This is a genomic window from Streptomyces sp. MZ04 (genome assembly GCF_004684775.1).
GTDB lineage: Bacteria > Actinomycetota > Actinomycetes > Streptomycetales > Streptomycetaceae > Streptomyces.
Genome location: NZ_SRIC01000138.1, coordinates 1 through 20,773, shown reverse-complemented (window position 1 = coordinate 20,773; position 20,773 = coordinate 1). Strand labels below are relative to the sequence as shown.

Sequence of the window (20,773 nt, the reverse complement as noted above, 5' to 3'; positions counted from 1 at the left end):
GTGCGGGGCGGGGGTGGCACCGCCGGGCGCGGAACCCGGCTCATCGTGGCCAGTTCCGAAGCCTGACCCTCCGGGTCCACGGCTGGGCCCGCTCTGTCCGGGCACGGCCCCGCCGCCTCTGGGCACCGCCCCATGCCACGGCTTCGTTCCCGCGACGCCGTACGGGTCCAGGATCCGCCCGGCCACTTCGGCTTCGCCGTCACCGTTTCCCGCGCCATACTCGCGCGAGCCGTGTCCGTCCGAGCCGTCATCGTCGTACGCATCGAAGGCAACGCGCCGCTCGGCCTCGCCCGAAGCACCGATGCCCCGCGGCCCCGGCAACTCCGCGCGCCCCGGCGGCATCTCACCCTCGCTCAGCCGCGCCGCGGCCCGCGTCCCGGCGCGGTAGGCGGCTATCGCACCGGCCCGCGCCGCCCGCACGTCGACCTCGGGCTCAGGCTCGGGACCGACCTCAGGCTCAGGCTCGGCGGCCGGCGCCTCGGAAGTCTCGTCGGCGGCAGGGCCGTCAGCCTCGAAGCCCCCGAGGGCCTCCTCGGGGCGCGGGTCGTAGCCGCACAGTGCCTCCTCCGCCGCGCCCGCCGCGAGGCCCGTCAGGACCACCCGGCCGTCGTCGCAGACCAGCACCGTGCGCGCGGTGATGTTGCGGTGCACCCAGCCGTGCGCGTGCAGCACCCGCAGCGCCGTCACCACGTCCGACGCGACCTCCGCCGCGCGGTACGGACTCAGCGGACGCTCCGCGAGCAGCGCGGCCAGCGGCCTCGCCGCCACCAACTCGCTGACTATCCACAGCGAACCGCCCTCGGCGAACACGTCGAAGACCTGGTCGAGCCGCGGATGGTCGGGAATCTGCGCGGCCGCCTGCGCCGCCTCGATCGCCCGCCGCACCGCCGGATCCGACGGCCTGCGCGTCGTGCGCGCCGACGGCCGACGCACCGCCCCGGCGCTCACGAACCCCGCGGGCAACTCCCCGTCGGGAAAGTCACGCTCGTCGAGCTCGAGCACTTCCGCGTCGACGACCTCGGGCAACGGCACCTGCCTGACCAGGACTTCCTGCCCGCTGTAGGTGTCGAAGGCACGGGTCTCGGCGAGTTCGTGCTCGTCCGCCGGAGGCAGCGGCAGGCGATAGCGGTCGGCGAGTACCCGCCCCGCGTATTCGTCCACGACGCCTCCCCCGTCCGCCCGGTGGTCAATTCCGTTCGTCTTACGCCCTGTTGTGGCTGCGTACGGTCCGCAAACACTCACGATACGTGCCGGAGCCGAAGCGCATTGAGGGGATGCGAGATCTCACAGCACGGCTCGCGGCCACCTCGGCTGCTTCGGCTACTTCTTCGGCCGCTTCGGCTACTTCTTCGGCTGGAACGTCCGCGTGAAGGTCTGCCACGTGTCCCTGCGCCGGTCGCTGTCCCAGTCGGCGGCCTTCGCGGTGTACATCATCCCGTAGCCCAGACCGCCGTTGACGACGAACCCGCGGTCTATCGACCGGTACTTCGTGCCGCCGTCGACGTACGTGAACTCCCAGTCGGCCGTGTTCCAGCCGCGGAAGCCGACCTTCTCTATCCGGATCCGCTTGTACTGGGACCGGACCATGCCCGACTCCTGGTTCTTCCAGTCGGCGACCGGGTCGTCCTTGGGCGTCGTCGTCCAGCCGATCAGCAGCTTCTGCCCGTCGGGCCCGCTGAAGCGGGCGCCCGCGATCGCCGTGGACTGGTACTTCCAGCCCTTCGGCAGCCCGATCGAGAATCCCTGGGAGTGCTTGTACGTCGAATCGGCGCCGTCGTCCGGCTTCTTGCCACTGTCGTCGTCGCCCGCACCCGGGTCATTGCCTTCACCGGCGTCGGACCCGGGCTCGGTGCCCGCTCCCGAGCCCTCCTTGTCCTTCTCCTTCTCGGCACCGCCGTCCTGCCCGGCGCCGCCCTTCTCCGGGTCCTTGTCGCCGCCGCCCACGGTCGCCCCGCTGGACGCGGCCTTGTCGCCGCCCTTGCTGTCCCGCGCACCGCCGTCGTCCCCGCCGCCCAGCGACAGGGCAAGGATGGTCCCGAGCACCGCGAGCACGACGACCATCGAGATGATCACGAGCGTGCGCCGGGGCACCACATCGGTGAGCGAGGCCGAGGCCTTGGCCGGCGCGCGCGGCGGTGCCGCGGGAACCGGCGGTGCGCCCTCCGGATGCCCGGCCGCCGTACCGGCGTTCGTCTCCGCACCCCGCGTGGTCGCCGTCGCGGCGGCCGTGGCCGCTGCCTTCCGCACGGACTGGAGCGCGCCGCGCAGCCGCTCGGCAGCCTCTTCGGCCTTCTTGCCCTTGCCCTCGGAAGCGGCCGCGGCGGCTCCGGATGTGCTCGCGCCGGAGTCGGCGACATCAGCGGCGCCCGAAGCCGTGGACGCGCCGCCCGACTTGCCGGCCGTCTTGTCGGCAGCCGAATCGGCCGTCGTGTCGGCGACGCTCGCCGAAGCGGCCGTACCAGCCGATGCCGCACCCGCCGCCCCGGCCCCACGGCCGGAACCACCCTTGCCGAACCGCTTGGCCATCCCCACCCTCGGCGAACGCGCGGGCTTCGCCCGCTTCTCCGGAGGCGCGGGAGGCAGCGGCACCACCTTCGTCGCCTCGACCGGCTCCGGCTCGTCCTTGACCTCGGGCGCGTGAATGACGTCCAGCAGGAGCGCCCGTGCCGCGGCGTCCTCGAGCCGCTGCTCGGGGTCCTTGGCGAGCAGGCCGTAGATGACCTTCTCCAAGGGGCCCGCGTTCGTCGGCTGTTCGACGTCCTCCGTCATCACGGCGGTGAGGGTCGCGATGGCCGACCCCTTGTCGTACGGGGGCACGCCCTCCACCGCCGCGTACAACAGCCCGCCGAGGGACCACAGGTCGGCCGCGGGACCCGGCTTGTGCCCGCGCGCCCGCTCCGGCGAGATGTACGAGGGGGCGCCGACGAGCATGCCGGTGGACGTGATCGACGGGTCGCCCTCGACCTGCGCGATGCCGAAGTCCGTGAGGACGACCCGGCCGTCCTCGGCGATCAGTACGTTGGACGGCTTCACGTCACGGTGCAGGATGCCCTCGCGGTGCGCGGAGCGCAGTACGTCGAGCACGGCGAGGCCGACCTCGGCCGCGCGCCTCGGCGTCAACAGACCGTCCTCGCGAATGGCCTCGGCGAGCGACTTGCCCTCGACCAGCTCCATCACGATCCACGGCCGGTCGTCCTCGTCGACCACGTCGTAGACGGTCACCGCGCTGGTGTTGCGGATCCGCGCGATCGCCTTCGCCTCACGCAACGTACGCGTGATCAGGCGGCGCTTCTCGTCCTCGTCGATGCTCGAGGGGAAGCGCAGCTCCTTCACGGCGACCGTGCGGCCGAGTGTCTCGTCCTTGGCGCGCCAGACGGTTCCCATTCCGCCACGGCCGAGCACTTCCCCCAGCCGGTAGCGCCCGGAGAGGAGACGTTCGCTCTTGTCCTGACGGGACTGGCCCGTCTTCTCCGCGTCCGACATGCGTCCCCTCTGCTGCTACCGCTGCTACCCGCGCAACCCGCCCTGACAGAGCCTTCATTGTCCCTCACTCAGGGACCGCTCCACGCCCAGGGTCCAGCGTCCCCCATGATGGGCTCGCACAAGGAGGCACGGTCATGCCCACATCGCGGACACTGCTGGTCATACCCCTCGCGGTGGCCCTTTTCGGCCTGCCGACCGCCAGTGCGCCGCTCGCCGCGGCTCCGGCGACGGACGTCACTCTTCCGCTGCTGGTGACCCGAGGCAAGGCCCCGGCCGCGGCTCTGTTGACCCGCGAGGACCCATGGCCCCCGGCAGCGCCGGGGCAGCCGGAACCCCAGGCGGCACAACAACCGGACCAACAGCCACGCTGGCACTTCACACAGGCCAGTCAGACCACCACCGGCCACACGTCCGGCAGCTATGTGGGCACCAGTACCGACACCAGTGCCGGCACCGGCTCAGCCGCGGGCACGGGCCCAAGCGCCCCCTCCGCCCCCGGCCTCCGCCGCACCGACCACTTCCGCGCGGGCAGCATCACCAAGACGTTCATCGCGACGGTCGTCCTCCAACTCGCCGCCGAACGCCGCCTGTCCCTGGCCGACCCCGTGGAACGCCATCTGCCAGGCCTCATCCGCGGCACGGAGTTCGACGGCCGCACCCTCACCCTGCGCGCCCTGCTGACCCACACGAGCGGTCTCGCCGACTACACCACCGGCACCAAAGGCCTCATCCCCGTCACTCCCCTCGAAGCGGTCCGCACCGCCCTCGCCCTGCCCGCGACCACGCCCGGCCGCTGGTCCTACTCCAACACCAACTACGTGGTGCTCGGCATGGTGATCAGGCAGGTCACCGGCAACTCGTACGCCACCGAGGCCGCGCGCCGCATCATCACCCCGCTGTCCCTGTCCGGCACCTCGTTCCCCGGCGCCCGCACCACACTTCCCTCCCCGCACGGCCGGGCGTACACGAGCGAGGGCCAGGACGTCACCGCCCTCAACCCGCGCGTCGCGGGCGCCGCGGGCGAACTGATCTCCACCCTCGCCGATCTGGACCGCTTCTACGCCGCCCTGCTCGGCGGCCGGCTGCTCCCCGCCGCCCAGCTCCACCAGATGCTCAACACCCGTGCCGCACAGGGCCGCTACGGCATGGGCCTCTACCCGCAGAAGCTGCCCTGCGGCACCACGGTCTGGGGCCACAACGGCCACATAGCCGGCAGCTACGTCCGCACCGCCGCCACCCGGGACGGCGACCGCGTCCTGACCTTCCGGGTCAACACGGACGGAATAGCGGACCCGACACTCGAACGCACGCTCCTGTCGGCCGAGTTCTGCACGTAGCGCCGCTGGCTGTCGCGCCCCGAGCGCTACAACGGCACGATGTCCGGCGCTCCCAGCCGCGCCGCGTCGGCCGTCAAGTCATCCGGCTGCCGCTGCGACTCCCGCTCCGCCTCCACCCGCTTCTCGTAGTGCTGCACCTCCCGCTCCACCTGGTCCTTGTCCCATCCGAGCACCGGCGCCATCAGCTCGGCGCACTCCCGCGCGCTGCGCGTGCCCCGGTCGAACGTCTCGATCGAGATGCGCGTACGCCGGGTCAGCACGTCGTCCAGATGCCGTGCCCCCTCGTGCGACGCGGCGTAGACGATCTCGGCGCGCAGATAGTCGTCGGCCGCCTGCAGCGGCGCGCCCAGCGAGGGATCGTCGGTGACCAGCGCGAGCACCTCCTCCGCCAGCGAGCCGTACCGGTTCAACAGATGCTCCACGCGCACCACATGGAGCCCGGTGCGCGCGGCGATCCTGGCCCGCGCGTTCCACAACGCCTTGTATCCCTCCGCGCCGACGAGCGGGATGTCCTCGGTGACGCAGTCGGCGACCCGCTGGTCGAGTCCGTGCACCGCCTCGTCCACCGCGTCCTTCGCCATCACCCGGTACGTCGTGTACTTGCCGCCCGCGACGACCACGAGGCCCGGCGCCGGATGCGCCACCGTGTGCTCGCGCGACAGCTTGCTCGTGGCGTCCGACTCCCCGGCGAGCAGCGGCCGAAGGCCCGCGTACACCCCTTGTACGTCGTCCCGCGAGAGGGGCACCGCGAGCACCGAGTTCACATGCTCGAGGAGATAGTCGATGTCGGCGCTGGACGCCGCCGGATGCGCCTTGTCCAGGTCCCAGTCGGTGTCCGTCGTCCCCACGATCCAGTGCCGCCCCCACGGGATGACGAAGAGGACGCTCTTCTCGGTCCGCAGGATCAGCCCGGTCGTGGAGCTGATCCGGTCCTTGGGCACGACCAGGTGGATGCCCTTGGACGCCCTGACGTGGAACTGCCCCCGCTCCCCCACCATCGCCTGGGTGTCGTCCGTCCAGACACCCGTCGCGTTCACGATCTGCTTGGCCCTGACCTCGTACTCCCCGCCCCCTTCCACGTCCTGCACCCGGGCACCGACAACCCGCTCCCCTTCCCGCAGGAAGCCGGTCACCCGCGCGCGGTTGGCGACCTTCGCGCCGTACGCGGCCGCCGTGCGCACCAGCGTCGCCACATAGCGGGCGTCGTCCATCTGCGCGTCGTAGTACTGCATCGCCCCGACCAGCGCGTCCTTCTTCAGACACGGGGCGACGCGCAGGGCGTGACGCCGGCTCAGATGGCGGTGCATGGGCAGCCCGCGGCCATGGCCGCGGGACATCGACATGGCGTCGTAGAGCGCGACGCCCGATCCGGCGTAGATCCGCTCCCAGCCCTTGTGCTGCAAGGGGTAGAGGAACGGCACCGGCTTCACGAGGTGCGGGGCGAGCCGCTCGAGGAGCAGGCCGCGCTCCTTCAACGCCTCCCGCACCAGCGCGAAGTCCAGCATCTCCAGATAGCGCAGGCCGCCGTGGATCAGCTTGCTCGACCGGCTCGATGTGCCCGACGCCCAGTCCCGCGCCTCGACCAAGCCCGTGGCGAGACCGCGGGTCACGGCGTCAAGGGCGGTGCCCGCGCCGACCACTCCCGCTCCCACGACCAGGACGTCCAGCTCCCGCTCGGCCATTTCCGCAAGTGACTCGGCACGCTCCGCCGGCCCCAGTGTCGCTGTCCTCACCGCTGCCTCCCGCTTTCTGTCGGGTGTGGTCGCGCTCACATCATGCCCAGATTCTGATCCCGCCCGCTGAGTTCGGCCACCGCCTGTGGACAACACTCCGAGGGTCGGCGCCGCACAATGCCGCATAACGGTCATATTTACTCCTAGTCTGACATTGCGCTGGTCCGCCTTGTCCACAGGGCTTGCGCGCTCGTCCCACTCCGGCTATTGGGAGGACGGCCCACCGCCATGCCCGCAGATCTCGCCGTCATCGGTCTCGGCCACCTCGGCCTGCCCCTCGCCCAGGCCGCCGTCGCCGGCGGCATCGCCACCATCGGCTACGACCCCGTCCGCGCCACCGACCTGGCGGGCGGCCGCCTGCCCTGCGACGGCGCCGAGGGCACCCTCACCGCCGCCGACGTCCGCCGGATGCTCTCGGGGGGCTTCAGGCCGACCAGCGACCCCGTCGAGCTCGGCCGGGTCCGCACCGCCGTCATCTGCGCCCCGACCCCTCCGGCGGCAGACCGGTCGCTCGACCTGGGCCAGGTGGCCGATGCCGCCCACGCCCTGGCCGCGCGGCTGCGCCCGCACACCACGGTCATCCTCGAATCGCCCGTGCACCCGGGCGCCACGGAGGAGTTCCTGCGCCCGATCCTGGAGTCGGGCTCCGGCCTGCGCGCGGGCCGCGACTTCCATCTCGCCTACTCGCCCGGCCGCCTAGACCCCGGCAACCGCACCCACGGCTACGCGGGCACCCCCAAGGTCATCGGCGGCATCACGCCCGCCTGCACCGAATCGGCCGCCGCCTTCTACGGCCGCCTCACCGACAAGGTCGTCCGCGCGCGCGGTCCCCGCGAGGCCGAGACCGTGCACCTCCTGGAGACCAACTACCGGCACGTGAACATGGCGCTGGTCAACGAGATGGCCGTGCTCTGCCACGACCTGGGCATCGACCTGTGGGACGTCATCCGCTGCGCCGAGACCAAGCCCTTCGGCTTCCAGGCCTTCCGCCCAGGGCCCGGCGTCGGCGGCCACGGCGTCCCCCTGGACATCCCGGGCCCGTCCCGCGGCGCCCGCCCCCTGCGCATGGTCGAACTGGCCCAGCAGGTCAACGACCGCATGCCCCAGTACGTCATCCAGCGCTCGGCGACCCTGCTCAACGAACACGGCAAGTCCGCCCGCGGCGCCCGCGTCCTGCTGCTCGGCGTCACCTACAAGCCCGACCTCGCCGACCAGCAGGGCTCCCCCGCCCAAGAGATCGCGACCCGCCTGATGGAGCTGGGCGCCGCCGTCAGCTACCACGACCCCTACGTCCCGAACTGGAGCGTCCTCGGCCACCCCGTCCCCCGCGCGGACTCCCTCTACGAAGCGGCCGCCGACGCCGACCTCACGATCCTGCTCCAGCACCACCGCACGTACGACCTGCAGGGTCTGGCCGTGAAGGCCCAACTGCTGCTCGACACAAGGGGCGCCACCCCGGCGGGAGCGGCGCACCGCCTCTGATTCTGAGTAACGCAAAGGGCCCCGGTACGAGCAAGTACCGGGGCCCTCCGTGGACGTCAGTCCGAAAACCAAACCGCCCAAAAACCAAACCGTCTAAAAATCAAACGGTCAGCGCTTGTGCTGCGAATCCGCGACCGTCACCTCGACGCGCTGGAACTCCTTGAGCTCGCTGTAGCCCGTCGTGGCCATCGCCCGGCGCAGCGCCCCGAAGAAGTTCATCGAACCGTCCGGGATGTGCGAGGGACCGGTGAGGATCTCCTCGGTCGTGCCGACCACACCGAGGTCGACGCGCTTGCCGCGCGGCACGTCCTCGTGGACGGCCTCCATGCCCCAGTGGTGGCCCTTGCCGGGCGCGTCCGTGGCGCGCGCCAGCGGGGAGCCCATCATCACCGAGTCGGCACCGCAGGCGATGGCCTTGGGCAGGTCGCCGGACCAGCCCACGCCGCCGTCGGCGATGACGTGCACGTACCGGCCGCCGGACTCGTCCATGTAGTCACGGCGGGCGGCCGCGACATCGGCGACGGCGGTGGCCATCGGCACCTGGATGCCCAGGACGTTGCGCGTGGTGTGCGCGGCGCCGCCGCCGAAGCCGACGAGGACACCGGCAGCGCCGGTGCGCATCAGGTGCAGCGCGGCGGTGTAGGTGGCGCAGCCACCGACGATGACCGGCACGTCGAGCTCGTAGATGAACTGCTTCAGGTTGAGCGGCTCGGCGGCACCGGAGACGTGCTCGGCGGAGACGGTCGTCCCGCGGATCACGAAGATGTCCACGCCCGCGTCCACGACGGCCTTGGAGAACTCGGCGGTGCGCTGCGGGGAGAGCGCGGCGGCGGTGACGACACCCGAGTCGCGCACCTCCTTGATGCGCTGCCCGATCAGGTCGGCCTGGATCGGCGCGGAGTAGATCTCCTGGAGGCGACGGGTCGCGTTGTCCGTGTCCAGCTCGGCGATCTCGTCGAGCAGCGGCTGCGGGTCCTCGTACCGGGTCCAGAGGCCTTCGAGGTTCAGTACGCCAAGACCGCCCAGCTCGCCGATGCGGATGGCGGTGGCCGGTGAGACCACGGAGTCCATGGGAGCCGCCAGGAACGGCAGCTCAAAACGGTAGGCGTCGATCTGCCAGGCGATCGAGACCTCCTTCGGGTCGCGCGTACGGCGGCTCGGGACGACGGCGATGTCGTCGAAGGCGTACGCCCGGCGGCCGCGCTTGCCGCGCCCGATCTCGATCTCAGTCACGTGTGTGGCCTTTCCCTCTGCGTTTCAGCGCCTCCCAGTATCCCCGACGCACGCGCCAGGGGCGGCCCCGGGAACCCCGGGGCCGCCCCTGGCTGTGTCTTCGACTGTCAGCGGCTACTTGCTGCGGCTGTAGTTCGGTGCCTCGACGGTCATCTGGATGTCGTGCGGGTGGCTCTCCTTGAGGCCCGCGGAGGTGATCCGGACGAATCGGCCCTTGGTCTCCATCTCGTCGATGGAGGCGGCGCCCACATAGCCCATCGTCTGGCGCAGGCCGCCGACGAGCTGGTGAAGGACGTTGGCCAGCGGGCCGCGGTAGGGCACCTGGCCCTCGATACCCTCGGGCACGAGCTTGTCGTCCGAGGCCACCTCGGCCTGGAAGTAGCGGTCCTTGGAGTACGAACGGCCCTGGCCACGGGACTGCATCGCCCCGAGGGAACCCATGCCGCGGTACGACTTGAACTGCTTGCCGTTGATGAACATCAGCTCACCCGGGGACTCCTCACAGCCCGCGAGAAGGCTGCCCAGCATGACCGTGTCGGCACCGGCGGCCAGCGCCTTGCCGATGTCGCCGGAGTACTGCAGACCGCCGTCACCGATGACCGGGACACCGGCCGCGCGGGCGGCGAGAGCCGCCTCGTAGATCGCGGTGACCTGCGGAACGCCGATACCGGCGACCACGCGCGTGGTGCAGATGGAGCCGGGGCCCACACCGACCTTGACGCCGTCGACACCGGCGTCGATCAGGGCCTGCGCGCCGTCACGCGTCGCGACGTTGCCGCCGATGACGTCGACGCCGACGCTGGACTTGATCTTCGCCATCCAGTTCAGGGCGTTGCTGTTGTGTCCGTGCGACGTGTCGACGATGAGGAAGTCCGCACCCGCCTCGGCCAGGGCCTGCGCGCGCTCCAGTGCCTCGGGGCTCGCGCCGACGGCGGCGCCGACGAGGAGACGGCCCTCCGCGTCCTTCGCCGCGTTCGGGTACTGCTCAGCCTTCACGAAGTCCTTGACGGTGATGAGCCCCTTGAGCACACCGGCGTCGTCGACCAGCGGAAGCTTCTCGATCTTGTGGCGGCGCAGCAGCTCCATGGCGTCGACACCGCTGATCCCGACCTTGCCGGTGACGAGCGGCATCGGCGTCATGACCTCGCGGACCTGACGGCTGCGGTCGTTCTCGAAGGCCATGTCGCGGTTGGTGACGATGCCGAGCAGCTTGCCCGCCGGGTCGGTCACCGGGACACCGCTGATGCGGAACTTGGCACACAGCGCGTCGGCCTCGGCCAGCGTCGCGTCCGGGTGCACGGTGATCGGGTCGGTGACCATGCCGGACTCGGAGCGCTTCACGAGGTCGACCTGGTTGACCTGGTCCTCGATGGAGAGGTTGCGGTGCAGCACACCGACACCGCCCTGCCGCGCCATGGCGATGGCCATGCGGGCCTCGGTGACCTTGTCCATCGCCGCGGAGAGCAGCGGGATGTTCACGCGTACGTTGCGGGAGATGCGGGACGAGGTGTCGACTGCGTTCGGAAGGACCTCGGACGCGCCGGGCAGCAGCAGCACGTCGTCGTAGGTCAGCCCGAGCGTCGCGAATTTCTCGGGCACTCCGTCGACGTTTGCAGTCATGACACCTTCCCCAAATGGCCTTGATCGGTGCGGATGTCCATGCTAACGGGAACCGAGGGTGTCTCATTCCACGATCAAGATCATCGACGAGGTTTGTACGTTCGCACATGCCGAACGACCGTCGAAGACAACCGCCGACCGAACCCCGACCGTTACTGCTCGGCCAGTGCCCGCAACCGACTCAACGCGCGATGCTGGGCCACCCGCACGGCCCCCGGGGACATCCCCAGCATCTGCCCGGTCTCCTCGGCCGTGAGCCCGACCGCGATGCGCAGGAGCAGCAGCTCGCGCTGGTTCTCCGGCAGGTTGGCCATGAGTTTCTTGGCCCACTCGGCGTCGCTGCTGAGCAGCGCGCGCTCCTCCGGGCCGAGCGAGTCGTCGGGCCGCTCGGGCATCTCGTCCGACGGCACGGCCGTGGAACCGGGGTGGCGCATGGCCGCACGCTGCAGATCGGCGACCTTGTGCGCCGCGATCGCGAAGACGAACGCCTCGAAGGGGCGCCCCGTGTCCTTGTAGCGGGGCAGCGCGAGGAGGACGGCGACACACACTTCCTGCGCCAGGTCCTCGACGAAGTGCCGTGCGTCACCCGGCAGTCGGGAGAGCCGCGTACGGCAGTAGCGCAGTGCCAAGGGGTGCACATGGGCCAGGAGATCGTGCGTGGCCTGCTCATCACCCTCGACGGCGCGAAGGACGAGGGCACCGATCACCGTCGTCTTGTCATCGCGCATCGGTCCATGGTGCCTTGGCGCCGATTGATCCGTGGCACCGCGTCCGTAGTTGTGCACTGAAGCGTTATGAGCAGGTGCGCCGGAACTCATCTCCTGCGCCCTCCCCTCCCGCTCGACCGACCTGTCCCCGAGGAACTCCACACATCAAGGATGCGGCATCGGCGGCGAAGCGGCCGCAACCGCTCCCGCGAAGGGGCGCGACGGGCATCGCTCACCCCGCCCACCGGACGGCGGGCGGGGATCGTCGTGCCCCCGCGGCGGCACACTTAACGAACCAGGCCCCAGCGGAATCCGAGCGCCACGGCGTGCGCGCGGTCCGAGGCGCCGAGCTTCTTGAACAGCCGCCTGGCGTGCGTCTTGACCGTGTCCTCGGAGAGAAAAAGCTCACGTCCGATCTCGGCGTTGGACCGGCCGTGGCTCATGCCCTCGAGCACCTGGATCTCACGCGCGGTGAGCGTGGGCGCCGCGCCCATCTCGGCCGAGCGCAGTCTGCGCGGAGCCAGCCGCCACGTCGGGTCGGCGAGCGCCTGCGTGACGGTCGCGCGCAGCTCGGCGCGCGAGGCGTCCTTGTGCAGATAGCCGCGGGCGCCGGCGGCGACCGCGAGCGCGACACCGTCCAGATCCTCGGCGACGGTGAGCATGATGATGCGCGCACCGGGGTCGGCGGACAGCAGCCGCCGGACGGTCTCGACGCCGCCCAGACCGGGCATGCGTACGTCCATCAGAATCAGGTCCGAGCGGTCGGCGCCCCAGCGGCGGAGGACCTCCTCGCCGTTGGCCGCTGTCGTCACGCGCTCGACGCCGGGCACGGTCGCGACCGCGCGGCGGAGCGCCTCTCGGGCGAGCGGGGAGTCGTCGCAGACGAGGACGGATGTCATGACTGTCCTCCGCGGCTCTCACAGCTGCTGCGCGTCACCTTGAGCCTCCAGGCTGGTACATATTCGTCACCTGTGCGGTTGACGCTCTCGGACATCTGCCCGAGCGCTTGTTCTTTCAACCGCCTCCGCACTCTCAACGACGGTCACCCGAAAGAGTTACGGGGCGGTCAGCCTCCTTCGGCACTCTACGTGAGGGCACGGACACAGCGGAGACGCCGCAGGAGACCCTCAACCTTTCATCACAAGCCATGCCCCATTTAGCGGCTTTCCTTCCCTTTTGCTGGTGTCTGTGACTAGATTTTCCAATGAGTCATATTTTCATCTCCTTAGACAGTAGATGTACGGTCGTGGGCACCGTATCCGCGCAGAACGGCTACCAGGAGACAAGCAATGGCAGATTTCTCCCGCCTTCCCGGACCGAACGCAGATCTGTGGGACTGGCAGCTCCTCGCGGCCTGCCGCGGGGTCGACAGCTCGCTCTTCTTTCACCCCGAGGGCGAGCGGGGCGCGGCGCGCAGCGCACGCGAGAACTCCGCCAAGGAGGTCTGCATGAGGTGCCCGGTGCGCGCGGAGTGCGCCGCTCACGCGCTCGCGGTGCGCGAGCCGTACGGCGTGTGGGGCGGCCTGACCGAGGACGAGCGCGAGGAGCTCATGGGCCGCGCCCGCAACCGCCTGGTCACGGCGTCAGCGAGGTCGGCGCCGGCGCCGACCTCGACGGTCGGCGGAGGCGCGGTCTCGCATACCTGAAGGAACGTTTCTTCGCAGGCGCTCAGCGCTCTGCGGCCCGCGCGAGGTGGTCCAGGGTGGCGGCCACCGCGGGCACCTGTGCCAGGTCGGGCAAGGTGAGCGCGACGATCTCGCGCTGCACGGCGGGCTCCACCGTCACCGTGCGTGCACCCTTGGGGCGTACCGACTCGATGGCGAGCTCGGGCAGCACCGCGACCCCGAGGCCCGCGCCGACCAGGCCGATCACCGCCGGATAGTCGTCCGTCGCGAAATCGATCCGGGGCACGAAACCCGCCCCTTCGCAGACCTCGACCAGCTGCCTGCGACAGCGCGGACAGCCCGCGATCCACGGCTCGTCGGCGAGTTCCCCGATGGCGACCGATTCCGCCTTCGCGAGCCGGTGCCCCTCGGGCACGAGACCGACGAGCCGGTCGGCGAGCAGGGGGCGCACCACCAGGTCGTCCCACTCCTCGGCGGCCGATGCCCCCTCGTAACGGAAGGCGAGCGCCACATCGCAGTCGCCCTCGCGCAGCATCTCGACCGAGCGCGGAGGCTCGGCGTCGACCAGTGAGACCCGGGTGCCGGGATGCGCGGCGCGCAGGGCGGCGAGCGCGCTCGGCACCAGGGTCGAGCTGCCGCTGGGGAAGGAGACCAGGCGGACACGGCCCGCCCGCAGGCCCGCGATGGCGGCGACCTCCTCCTCGGCGGCGGTGAGCCCGGCCAGGATTCCGGCGGCGTGCCGGACCAGGGCCTCGCCCGCCTGGGTCAGGCGCATCTCGCGGCCCGTGCGGATGAGCAGCGGTGTGCCGGCCGAGCCTTCGAGGGCCTTCATCTGCTGGCTGACGGCGGGCTGGGTGCAGCCGAGCTCGCGCGCCGCGGCGGAGAAGGAGCCGGTGGCGGCGACCGCGCGCAGGACACGGAGATGACGGGCCTCGATCATGGTTCGAGCATAAGCGGCACTTGGGCAAAGTGCCGAATATTGCGTCGACGCTTTGAGCGGGCTCGCCTAGCCTGCCCTCATGCAGCTTCTCTCTGTGAATCTGGGCCGGCTCGAGGCCGTCGAGTACACCGACGCCCCCTCGGGCGGCACCGGCATCGACAAGCGACCGGCCGATGGGGCCGTCCGGGTGACCGCGCCCGGCGAGAAGGGCGTCGGCGGGAGCGGTCTGGCCGGGGACGAGGTCTGCGACCTGCGGCACCACGGCGGCAACGACCAGGCGGTGTACGCCTTCGCGCGCGAGGACCTCGACGCCTGGGAGCGCACGCTCGGGCGCCCGCTGGGCAACGGCGGATTCGGCGAGAACCTCACGACGGCCGGGCTCGACGTGAGCGGCGCGAAGATCGGCGAGCGCTGGCGCGTCGGCCCCGAGCTGCTCCTCGAGGTGACCTCGAGCCGCATCCCTTGCCGTACGTTCCAGGGCCACGTCGGCGAGAAGGCCTGGGTGAAGCGCTTCACCCAGCAGGGCGCTCCCGGCGCGTATCTGCGGGTGATCGAGCCGGGTGAGATCCGGGGCGGGGACGCGATCGAGATCGTGCACCGTCCGGACCACGAGGTCACCGTCGCCTTCCAGTTCAGGGCCGTCACCACGGAGAAGCACCTGCTGCCGAGGCTGCTCGCCGCGGGCGACGCGCTGCATCCCGAGGCGATCCGGGCGGCTCTCAAGTACGCGGAGAAGTACGGCTCTTGACCTGCGGAGGGTCCGGGCAGAACGGCGGTCACGAGATCTCACTAGCCTTGGCCCATGACTACGGCTCTGATTACGGGATCGACCGCCGGTATCGGCGCGGCCTTCGCCCGGCGGCTCGCCGGTGACGGCCACAACCTGGTCCTCGTGGCGCGGAACACCGAGCGGCTGCGGGAACAGGCGACCGAACTGCACGACCGGCACGGCATCGAGGCGGAGGTGCTCACCGCGGACCTCGCCACGGACGACGGGATCGCCGCCGTCGAGAAGCGGCTCGCGGACCGCAGGAACCCGGTCGACCTCCTGGTCAACAACGCCGGCTTCGGCAACAAGGGCGGATATCTCGAGGTGCCCATGGCCGACGAGCTGACGATGCTGAAGGTGCACTGCGAGGCGGTGCTCCGGCTGACGTCGGCGGCCGCGGAGGCGATGCGGGAGCGGGGCCGTGGCGGCGTCGTCAACGTCGCGTCGGTGGCGGCGTTCGTGCCGCGCGGGACGTACGGCGCTTCGAAGGCGTGGGTCGTGCAGTTCACCCAGGGTGCGGCGAAGGACCTGGCCGGCTCCGGGGTGCGGCTGATGGCACTGTGCCCCGGCTTCGTCCGCACGGAGTTCCACGAGCGCGCCGGGATGGGCACGTCGAACATCCCCAAGTGGATGTGGCTCGACGCGGACAAGCTGGTCGCGGCGGCGCTTTCCGACTTGGCACGGGGCAAGACGTTGTCGATCCCGGACCCGCGCTACAAGACGCTGATGGGGGTGGTGAAGGTGACGCCGAGGGCACTGCTGGGTGGGGTCACCTCACGTACGGGACGCAAGTACGGCCCGCAGTAGGAGCGCCCCGAAGGGGCGCGGGGAACTGCGCGAGGACGGACCACGATCCGCGGTCGGCAACGGCGAGAAACCCGGCAGACGAGATTCCGAGAACGACGGAGGCCCGGCACCCCCAACGGGGTACCGGGCCTCCGGTTCACTTACGCGGCAGCGTTAGTGGGAGTGACCGTGCCCGTGACCGGCGTCAGCCTCGTCCTCGGCCGGCTTCTCGACGACCAGGGTCTCAGTCGTCAGCAGCAGCGAAGCGATAGAGGCGGCGTTCTCCAGCGCGGAGCGCGTCACCTTGACGGGGTCGATGACACCGGCCTTGACCAGGTCGCCGTACTCACCGGTCGCGGCGTTGAAGCCGAAGTTCTTGTCGAGCTCGGCGACCTTCGAGGTGATGACGTAGCCCTCGAGGCCGGCGTTCTCGGCGATCCAGCGCAGCGGCTCGACGGCGGCGCGGCGGACGACCGCGACACCGGTGGCCTCGTCGCCGTCCTTGCCGAGGTTGCCCTCGAGGACCTTGACGGCGTGCACCAGAGCGGAGCCACCACCGGAGACGATGCCTTCCTCGACCGCGGCGCGGGTCGCGGAGATGGCGTCCTCCAGACGGTGCTTCTTCTCCTTCAGCTCCACCTCGGTGGCGGCGCCGACCTTGATGACGCAGACGCCGCCGGCCAGCTTCGCGAGGCGCTCCTGGAGCTTCTCGCGGTCCCAGTCGGAGTCCGTGGCCTCGATCTCGGCCTTGATCTGGTTGACGCGGCCCGCGACCTCGGAGGCGTCGCCGCCGCCGTCGACGACGGTCGTGTCGTCCTTGGTGATGGTCACGCGGCGGGCGGTGCCGAGCACGTCCAGGCCGACCTGGTCGAGCTTGAGGCCGACCTCTTCGGCGATGACGGTGCCGCCGGTGAGGGTGGCGAGGTCACCGAGCATGGCCTTGCGGCGGTCGCCGAAGCCGGGGGCCTTCACCGCGACGGCGTTGAAGGTGCCGCGGATCTTGTTCACGACCAGGGTCGAGAGGGCCTCGCCCTCGACGTCCTCGGCGATGATCAGGAGCGGCTTCGAGGCGTTGGTCTGGATGACCTTCTCGAGCAGCGGCAGGAGGTCCTGGATGGAGGAGATCTTGCCCTGGTGGATGAGGATGTACGGGTCCTCGAGCACCGCCTCCATGCGCTCCTGGTCCGTCACGAAGTACGGCGACAGGTAGCCCTTGTCGAAGGCCATGCCCTCGGTGAAGTCCAGCTCGAGACCGAAGGTGTTGGACTCCTCGACGGTGATGACACCGTCCTTGCCGACCTTGTCCATCGCCTCGGCGATGAGCTCGCCGACCTGCGGGTCCTGGGCGGACAGACCGGCGACGGCCGCGATGTCGGCCTTGTCGTCGATCGGGCGCGCGGTGGCGAGGAGCTCCTCGGAGACGGCCTTGACGGCGGCGTCGATGCCCTTCTTCAGGGCGGCCGGGGAGGCACCGGCGGCGACGTTGCGCAGGCCTTCCTTGACGAGGGCCTGGGCGAGCACGGTCGCGGTGGTGGTGCCGTCACCCGCGATGTCGTTGGTCTTGGTCGCCACCTCCTTGACGAGCTGGGCGCCGAGGTTCTCGTACGGGTCCTCGACCTCGACCTCACGGGCGATGGTGACGCCGTCGTTGGTGATGGTCGGGGCGCCGAACTTCTTGTCGATGACGACGTTGCGGCCGCGGGGGCCGATCGTCACCTTGACCGTGTCGGCAAGCTTGTTGACGCCGCGCTCGAGGGCGCGACGGGCGTCCTCGTCGAACTTCAGGATCTTCGCCATGGGAGCGGTTCAGCCCTCTCGAATAACTCGGGATTAAACGAACTGCGCCCCTCGCCGCCCGGCAATCAGCGGGGTGACCAGGGGCGCAGCTCAAAGCATGCTTCTGCTTCGGGGTGAATTACTTCTCGACGATCGCGAGCACGTCGCGAGCCGAGAGGACGAGGTACTCGTCGCCGTTGTACTTCACCTCGGTGCCGCCGTACTTGCTGTACAGCACGACGTCGCCGACCTTGACGTCGAGCGGCAGGCGCTCGCCGTTCTCGAAGCGGCCCGGACCCACGGCGAGGACAGCACCCTCCTGGGGCTTCTCCTTCGCGGTGTCCGGAATGACCAGGCCAGAGGCCGTGGTCTGCTCGGCGTCGAGCGGCTGGACCACAATGCGGTCCTCAAGCGGCTTGATGGCAACCTTGGAGCTGGCGGTCGTCACGATCCGGTCTCCCCCTTCGGAGATCTCACGGGGTTAACAGTCTGGGGTGGCGACCAGGTGGATCCGTCGTCGCGGGTGCCGGACCTGCCCGTCGCTGTTGGCACTCTCCAGTGGGGAGTGCCAGAACTGAGACTAGGACGGGGATTAGCACTCGGTCAAGCGGAGTGCCAATTCGCTGACGCGGGTCTTAGCGGTGGGGGGTGCCTTCTGGAGGTGCGGGGGATGCCCCGGGCCCCTCTTGGCAACGCTTGTTCGGGGGCGGGGGTTCCGTCTGCGTCGCCTGGTGCCGTTCCGTCTTCTGTGGCCCCGCAGGTGGGGCCGTGCCCACCCTTCCCCAAGCTCTCGACTCCGCTCGACCAGGGGAGACCCCACTCGCCCTGCGGAACGCCTGCCCACAGCCAGGAGGCTTCGTCTTCTGCGGCATCTTCTCCGCCGCCTTTCTGCCCAGCCTCTCGATCGGGTCCACCGACTGGGCGCACCCCGTGAGCAGTGCGGGCGCGAGGACGCCTGCCGCGAGGGCACCGGCAAGGAGCCGCCGCGCCCGCCCGGTCACAGGTAGTCCTCCAGCCTGGCCACCGCGTACCCCTTGTCCGTGACCGTCTTCATGACCCTGCGGATCATGTCCGGCATGGTGCCCTTCCAGTCCTCGCGCCCCCGGAAGTGCGTGAGGATGATGTCGCCGGGGTGCAGGTCCCGGTCCCACTCGCGCCACTCCATGTGGTCGGCGAACGCCTCCGACGCCCACAGCGGCACCGCCTTGATGCCGCAGGACTTGGCGGCACGCAGGGTGTCCTCGTTGTAGTTGCCGTACGGCGGACGGAACAGCTGGGGCCGCTTGCCGTACCGCTTCTGGATGGTGTCCTGCATGCCGCAGATCTCGCGCCGCTGACCCGCGTACGAAAGCCCCGGCAGATAGCGGTGGTTGAGGGTGTGGTTGTTCAGGGAGACGCCGCGGGACTGCATCTTCTTGAAGTAGCCGTAGTCCTCCTTGACCAGGTAGTCGCTGAGGAACGCGGTGTACGGGATCTTCAGCTCGCTCATCATCTTCAGCAGCGCCGGGTCCTTCTCGGCGCCGTCGTCGATGGTCAGGAAGACGACCTTCTCCTTGGTGGGGATGGTCGTGAAGACCGGCGGCAGGCCCGCCTGGCCCTTGACCTCGAAGCCCTTGCGGGTGGTGATCCGCGGCTTCTTCGCGGGTGCGGCGGGTGCGGCCAGCGGCGTCTTCGCCAGGCGCCAGCGCTTCGCGGCGGCGGCGCGGGCGACCTGGGCGACGCGGAGCTTGTGGGCGTAGGAGTCGAGGGCGCGGGCCGGCGGGGCGTCGAGGCGCTGCTGGCCGGGGGCGGGCTTCACGCCGTCCGACTCGCCTCCGACGGCACAGCCCGACGCGATCGCGGCGGCGGTGAGGACAGCCACGGAGCCCCGTGCCCGACCCTTCCGTCGCTTCCGTCTTCTGCCGTATTGATCGTTTTGTCGTACTAGTTGCATGGCGCCGGATCTTTGCAGCTCACGGCCGTGATGAGGGGCCGACACCGCCGCCGCGCGCGCACCATCCACCGACTGGCCCACAATGGGCCGGGTGAACGACCTCGACCACGCCCTGGCCTCCTTCTCCGCGCTGCTCACCCCCGAGGGCCGGTCCCTGCTCGATCTCGAGGAGGTACGGGAGGCCGATCCGGCACGGGAGCTGGCCGTCGCCACCCGGCTTCGCCGCGAACACCCGGCCGAACTGGTCACGGCGGTGCTCGCGCAGGCGCGACTGCGGCGGCGGGCGGTGGCGAAGTTCGGCGCCGCCGACGCGGGGCGGATGTTCTTCACGCCGAACGGCGTCGAGCAGGCGACGCGGACGAGCGTGGGCGTGCACCGCGCCGAGAGCTTCAAGGCGCTCGGCGTACGGAGCGTGGCCGACCTCTGCTGTGGCATCGGCGGCGACGCGATCGCGCTCGCGCGGGCCGGGATCGCCGTCCTCGCCGTCGACCGTGACCCGCTGACCTGCGCGGTCGCCCGCGCGAACGCGGAGGCGCTCGGGCTCGCCGGCCTCATCGAGGTGCGCGAGGCGGATGTCACCGAGGTCGACACCTCGACGTACGACGCCGTCTTCGTGGACCCGGCGCGGCGCGGAGGGAGGGGCCGCATCTTCGATCCCGAGGCCTACTCGCCACCCCTCTCCTGGGCGATCGAGGCCGCCCGCAAGGCGCCGCACGCGGCGCTGAAGATCGCTCCCGGGATTCCGCACGAGGCGGTGCCGGACGATGCCGCGGCGGAGTGGATCTCGGACGGCGGCGACGTGAAGGAGGCCGTGCTGTGGTTCGGCACGGACGACCCCGCCTCGCACCGGGCGACGCTGCTGCCCTCGGGCGCCTCGCTGTGGTCCTCGCTCGACGCGATGCTGCCGGATCCGCAGGTGCGGTCCGTCGGGCGCTATCTGTACGAGCCGGACGGCGCCGTCATCCGGGCGCATCTGGTGGCGGAGGTGGCGGCGCGGGTCGACGGCGGTCTGATCGACGAGACGATCGCGTACGTCACTTCGGACTCGCTGCATGAGACGCCGTACGCGGTGGCGTACGAGATCACCGATCAACTCCCCTTCGGGGTGAAGAAGTTGAAGGCGCTGCTGAAGGCGCGGGAGGTCGGGATCCTGACCGTGAAGAAGCGGGGGTCGGCGGTGGAGCCGGAGGAACTGCGCCGCAAGGTGAAGCCACAGGGCAAGAACTCGGCGACGGTTTTCCTCACGCGGGTGGGCGGGGCGCCGGCGATGCTGATCGGGCACCCGGTGCCTGAAACCTCCAGCCCGTCCGGCGCTTGAGGACGACGTCCGCGCTCCCCTACCCGCACTC

17 protein-coding genes are annotated in these 20,773 nt (G+C 70.5%); 6 read left to right on the top strand and 11 right to left on the bottom strand.

Going from position 1 to position 20,773, the window contains the following annotated elements; all coding sequences use genetic code 11:
- Positions 1-1,161 (bottom strand): protein kinase (locus tag E2651_RS25570; protein ID WP_167828892.1); only part of this gene is annotated, 1,161 nt, incomplete at its 3' end.
- A gap of 180 nt (positions 1,162-1,341) precedes the next feature.
- Positions 1,342-3,483: a serine/threonine-protein kinase gene (locus E2651_RS25565; protein WP_135333564.1), complete on the bottom strand. Its 2,142-nt coding sequence runs from the start codon at positions 3,481-3,483 to the stop codon at positions 1,342-1,344.
- A 134-nt stretch (positions 3,484-3,617) separates the two neighbouring features.
- On the opposite strand from E2651_RS25565, the gene E2651_RS25560 reads away from it, so the two are divergent.
- Positions 3,618-4,820 (top strand): serine hydrolase domain-containing protein, encoded by a 1,203-nt coding sequence (locus E2651_RS25560; protein WP_135333563.1) that lies wholly within the window; start codon positions 3,618-3,620, stop codon positions 4,818-4,820.
- A 26-nt stretch (positions 4,821-4,846) separates the two neighbouring features.
- Here E2651_RS25560 and E2651_RS25555 read toward each other — a convergent pair whose 3' ends face one another.
- Entirely contained in the window at positions 4,847-6,553 is a 1,707-nt protein-coding gene (locus E2651_RS25555; RefSeq protein WP_135333562.1) for a glycerol-3-phosphate dehydrogenase/oxidase, read from the bottom strand.
- A gap of 228 nt (positions 6,554-6,781) precedes the next feature.
- On the opposite strand from E2651_RS25555, the gene E2651_RS25550 reads away from it, so the two are divergent.
- Positions 6,782-8,035 carry a nucleotide sugar dehydrogenase gene (locus tag E2651_RS25550; RefSeq protein ID WP_135333561.1) on the top strand — a complete coding sequence of 418 codons (1,254 nt, stop codon included), beginning with the start codon at positions 6,782-6,784 and terminating at the stop codon, positions 8,033-8,035.
- A gap of 108 nt (positions 8,036-8,143) precedes the next feature.
- Here E2651_RS25550 and E2651_RS25545 read toward each other — a convergent pair whose 3' ends face one another.
- From E2651_RS25545 to E2651_RS25530, 4 genes are all read right to left on the bottom strand, one after another.
- The gene (locus tag E2651_RS25545) at positions 8,144-9,268 is read right to left on the bottom strand and encodes a GuaB3 family IMP dehydrogenase-related protein (RefSeq protein WP_135333560.1); all 1,125 of its coding nucleotides are present in this window, start codon (positions 9,266-9,268) and stop codon (positions 8,144-8,146) included.
- A gap of 114 nt (positions 9,269-9,382) precedes the next feature.
- Positions 9,383-10,888, bottom strand: a complete 1,506-nt coding sequence (guaB, locus tag E2651_RS25540) for an IMP dehydrogenase (protein ID WP_135333559.1) — start codon at positions 10,886-10,888, stop codon at positions 9,383-9,385.
- A gap of 152 nt (positions 10,889-11,040) precedes the next feature.
- The gene (locus E2651_RS25535) at positions 11,041-11,616 is read right to left on the bottom strand and encodes a sigma-70 family RNA polymerase sigma factor (RefSeq protein WP_055549856.1); all 576 of its coding nucleotides are present in this window, start codon (positions 11,614-11,616) and stop codon (positions 11,041-11,043) included.
- A gap of 266 nt (positions 11,617-11,882) precedes the next feature.
- On the bottom strand, positions 11,883-12,494 hold the full coding sequence (locus E2651_RS25530; RefSeq protein WP_003948568.1) for a response regulator transcription factor: 612 nt from the start codon (positions 12,492-12,494) through the stop codon (positions 11,883-11,885).
- 390 nt (positions 12,495-12,884) lie between these two features.
- Here E2651_RS25530 and E2651_RS25525 point away from each other — a divergent pair, with 390 nt between their 5' ends.
- On the top strand, positions 12,885-13,241 hold the full coding sequence (locus E2651_RS25525) for a WhiB family transcriptional regulator (RefSeq protein ID WP_135333558.1): 357 nt from the start codon (positions 12,885-12,887) through the stop codon (positions 13,239-13,241).
- Positions 13,242-13,263: 22 nt separating this feature from the next.
- Here the strand turns inward: E2651_RS25525 and E2651_RS25520 are convergent, their stop codons facing one another.
- Positions 13,264-14,160: a LysR family transcriptional regulator gene (locus tag E2651_RS25520; RefSeq protein ID WP_135333557.1), complete on the bottom strand. Its 897-nt coding sequence runs from the start codon at positions 14,158-14,160 to the stop codon at positions 13,264-13,266.
- A 79-nt stretch (positions 14,161-14,239) separates the two neighbouring features.
- Here E2651_RS25520 and E2651_RS25515 point away from each other — a divergent pair, with 79 nt between their 5' ends.
- On the top strand, positions 14,240-14,908 hold the full coding sequence (locus E2651_RS25515) for an MOSC domain-containing protein (RefSeq protein WP_135333556.1): 669 nt from the start codon (positions 14,240-14,242) through the stop codon (positions 14,906-14,908).
- A gap of 54 nt (positions 14,909-14,962) precedes the next feature.
- The gene (locus E2651_RS25510; protein WP_135333555.1) at positions 14,963-15,736 is read left to right on the top strand and encodes an SDR family oxidoreductase; all 774 of its coding nucleotides are present in this window, start codon (positions 14,963-14,965) and stop codon (positions 15,734-15,736) included.
- Between the two features lie 153 nt (positions 15,737-15,889).
- On the opposite strand, the gene groL is transcribed toward E2651_RS25510, so the two are convergent.
- The 3 genes from groL to E2651_RS25490 form a co-directional block, all read right to left on the bottom strand.
- Positions 15,890-17,512, bottom strand: a complete 1,623-nt coding sequence (gene groL / locus E2651_RS25505) for a chaperonin GroEL (RefSeq protein ID WP_135333554.1) — start codon at positions 17,510-17,512, stop codon at positions 15,890-15,892.
- Positions 17,513-17,630: 118 nt separating this feature from the next.
- Positions 17,631-17,939: a co-chaperone GroES gene (groES, locus tag E2651_RS25500; RefSeq protein WP_006347174.1), complete on the bottom strand. Its 309-nt coding sequence runs from the start codon at positions 17,937-17,939 to the stop codon at positions 17,631-17,633.
- Between the two features lie 549 nt (positions 17,940-18,488).
- Complete coding sequence (locus tag E2651_RS25490) at positions 18,489-19,424, bottom strand: polysaccharide deacetylase family protein (protein WP_135333552.1); 936 nt, start codon at positions 19,422-19,424, stop codon at positions 18,489-18,491.
- Between the two features lie 82 nt (positions 19,425-19,506).
- Here E2651_RS25490 and E2651_RS25485 point away from each other — a divergent pair, with 82 nt between their 5' ends.
- The gene (locus E2651_RS25485; RefSeq protein ID WP_209446236.1) at positions 19,507-20,742 is read left to right on the top strand and encodes a methyltransferase domain-containing protein; all 1,236 of its coding nucleotides are present in this window, start codon (positions 19,507-19,509) and stop codon (positions 20,740-20,742) included.
- Positions 20,743-20,773 lie beyond the last annotated feature (31 nt).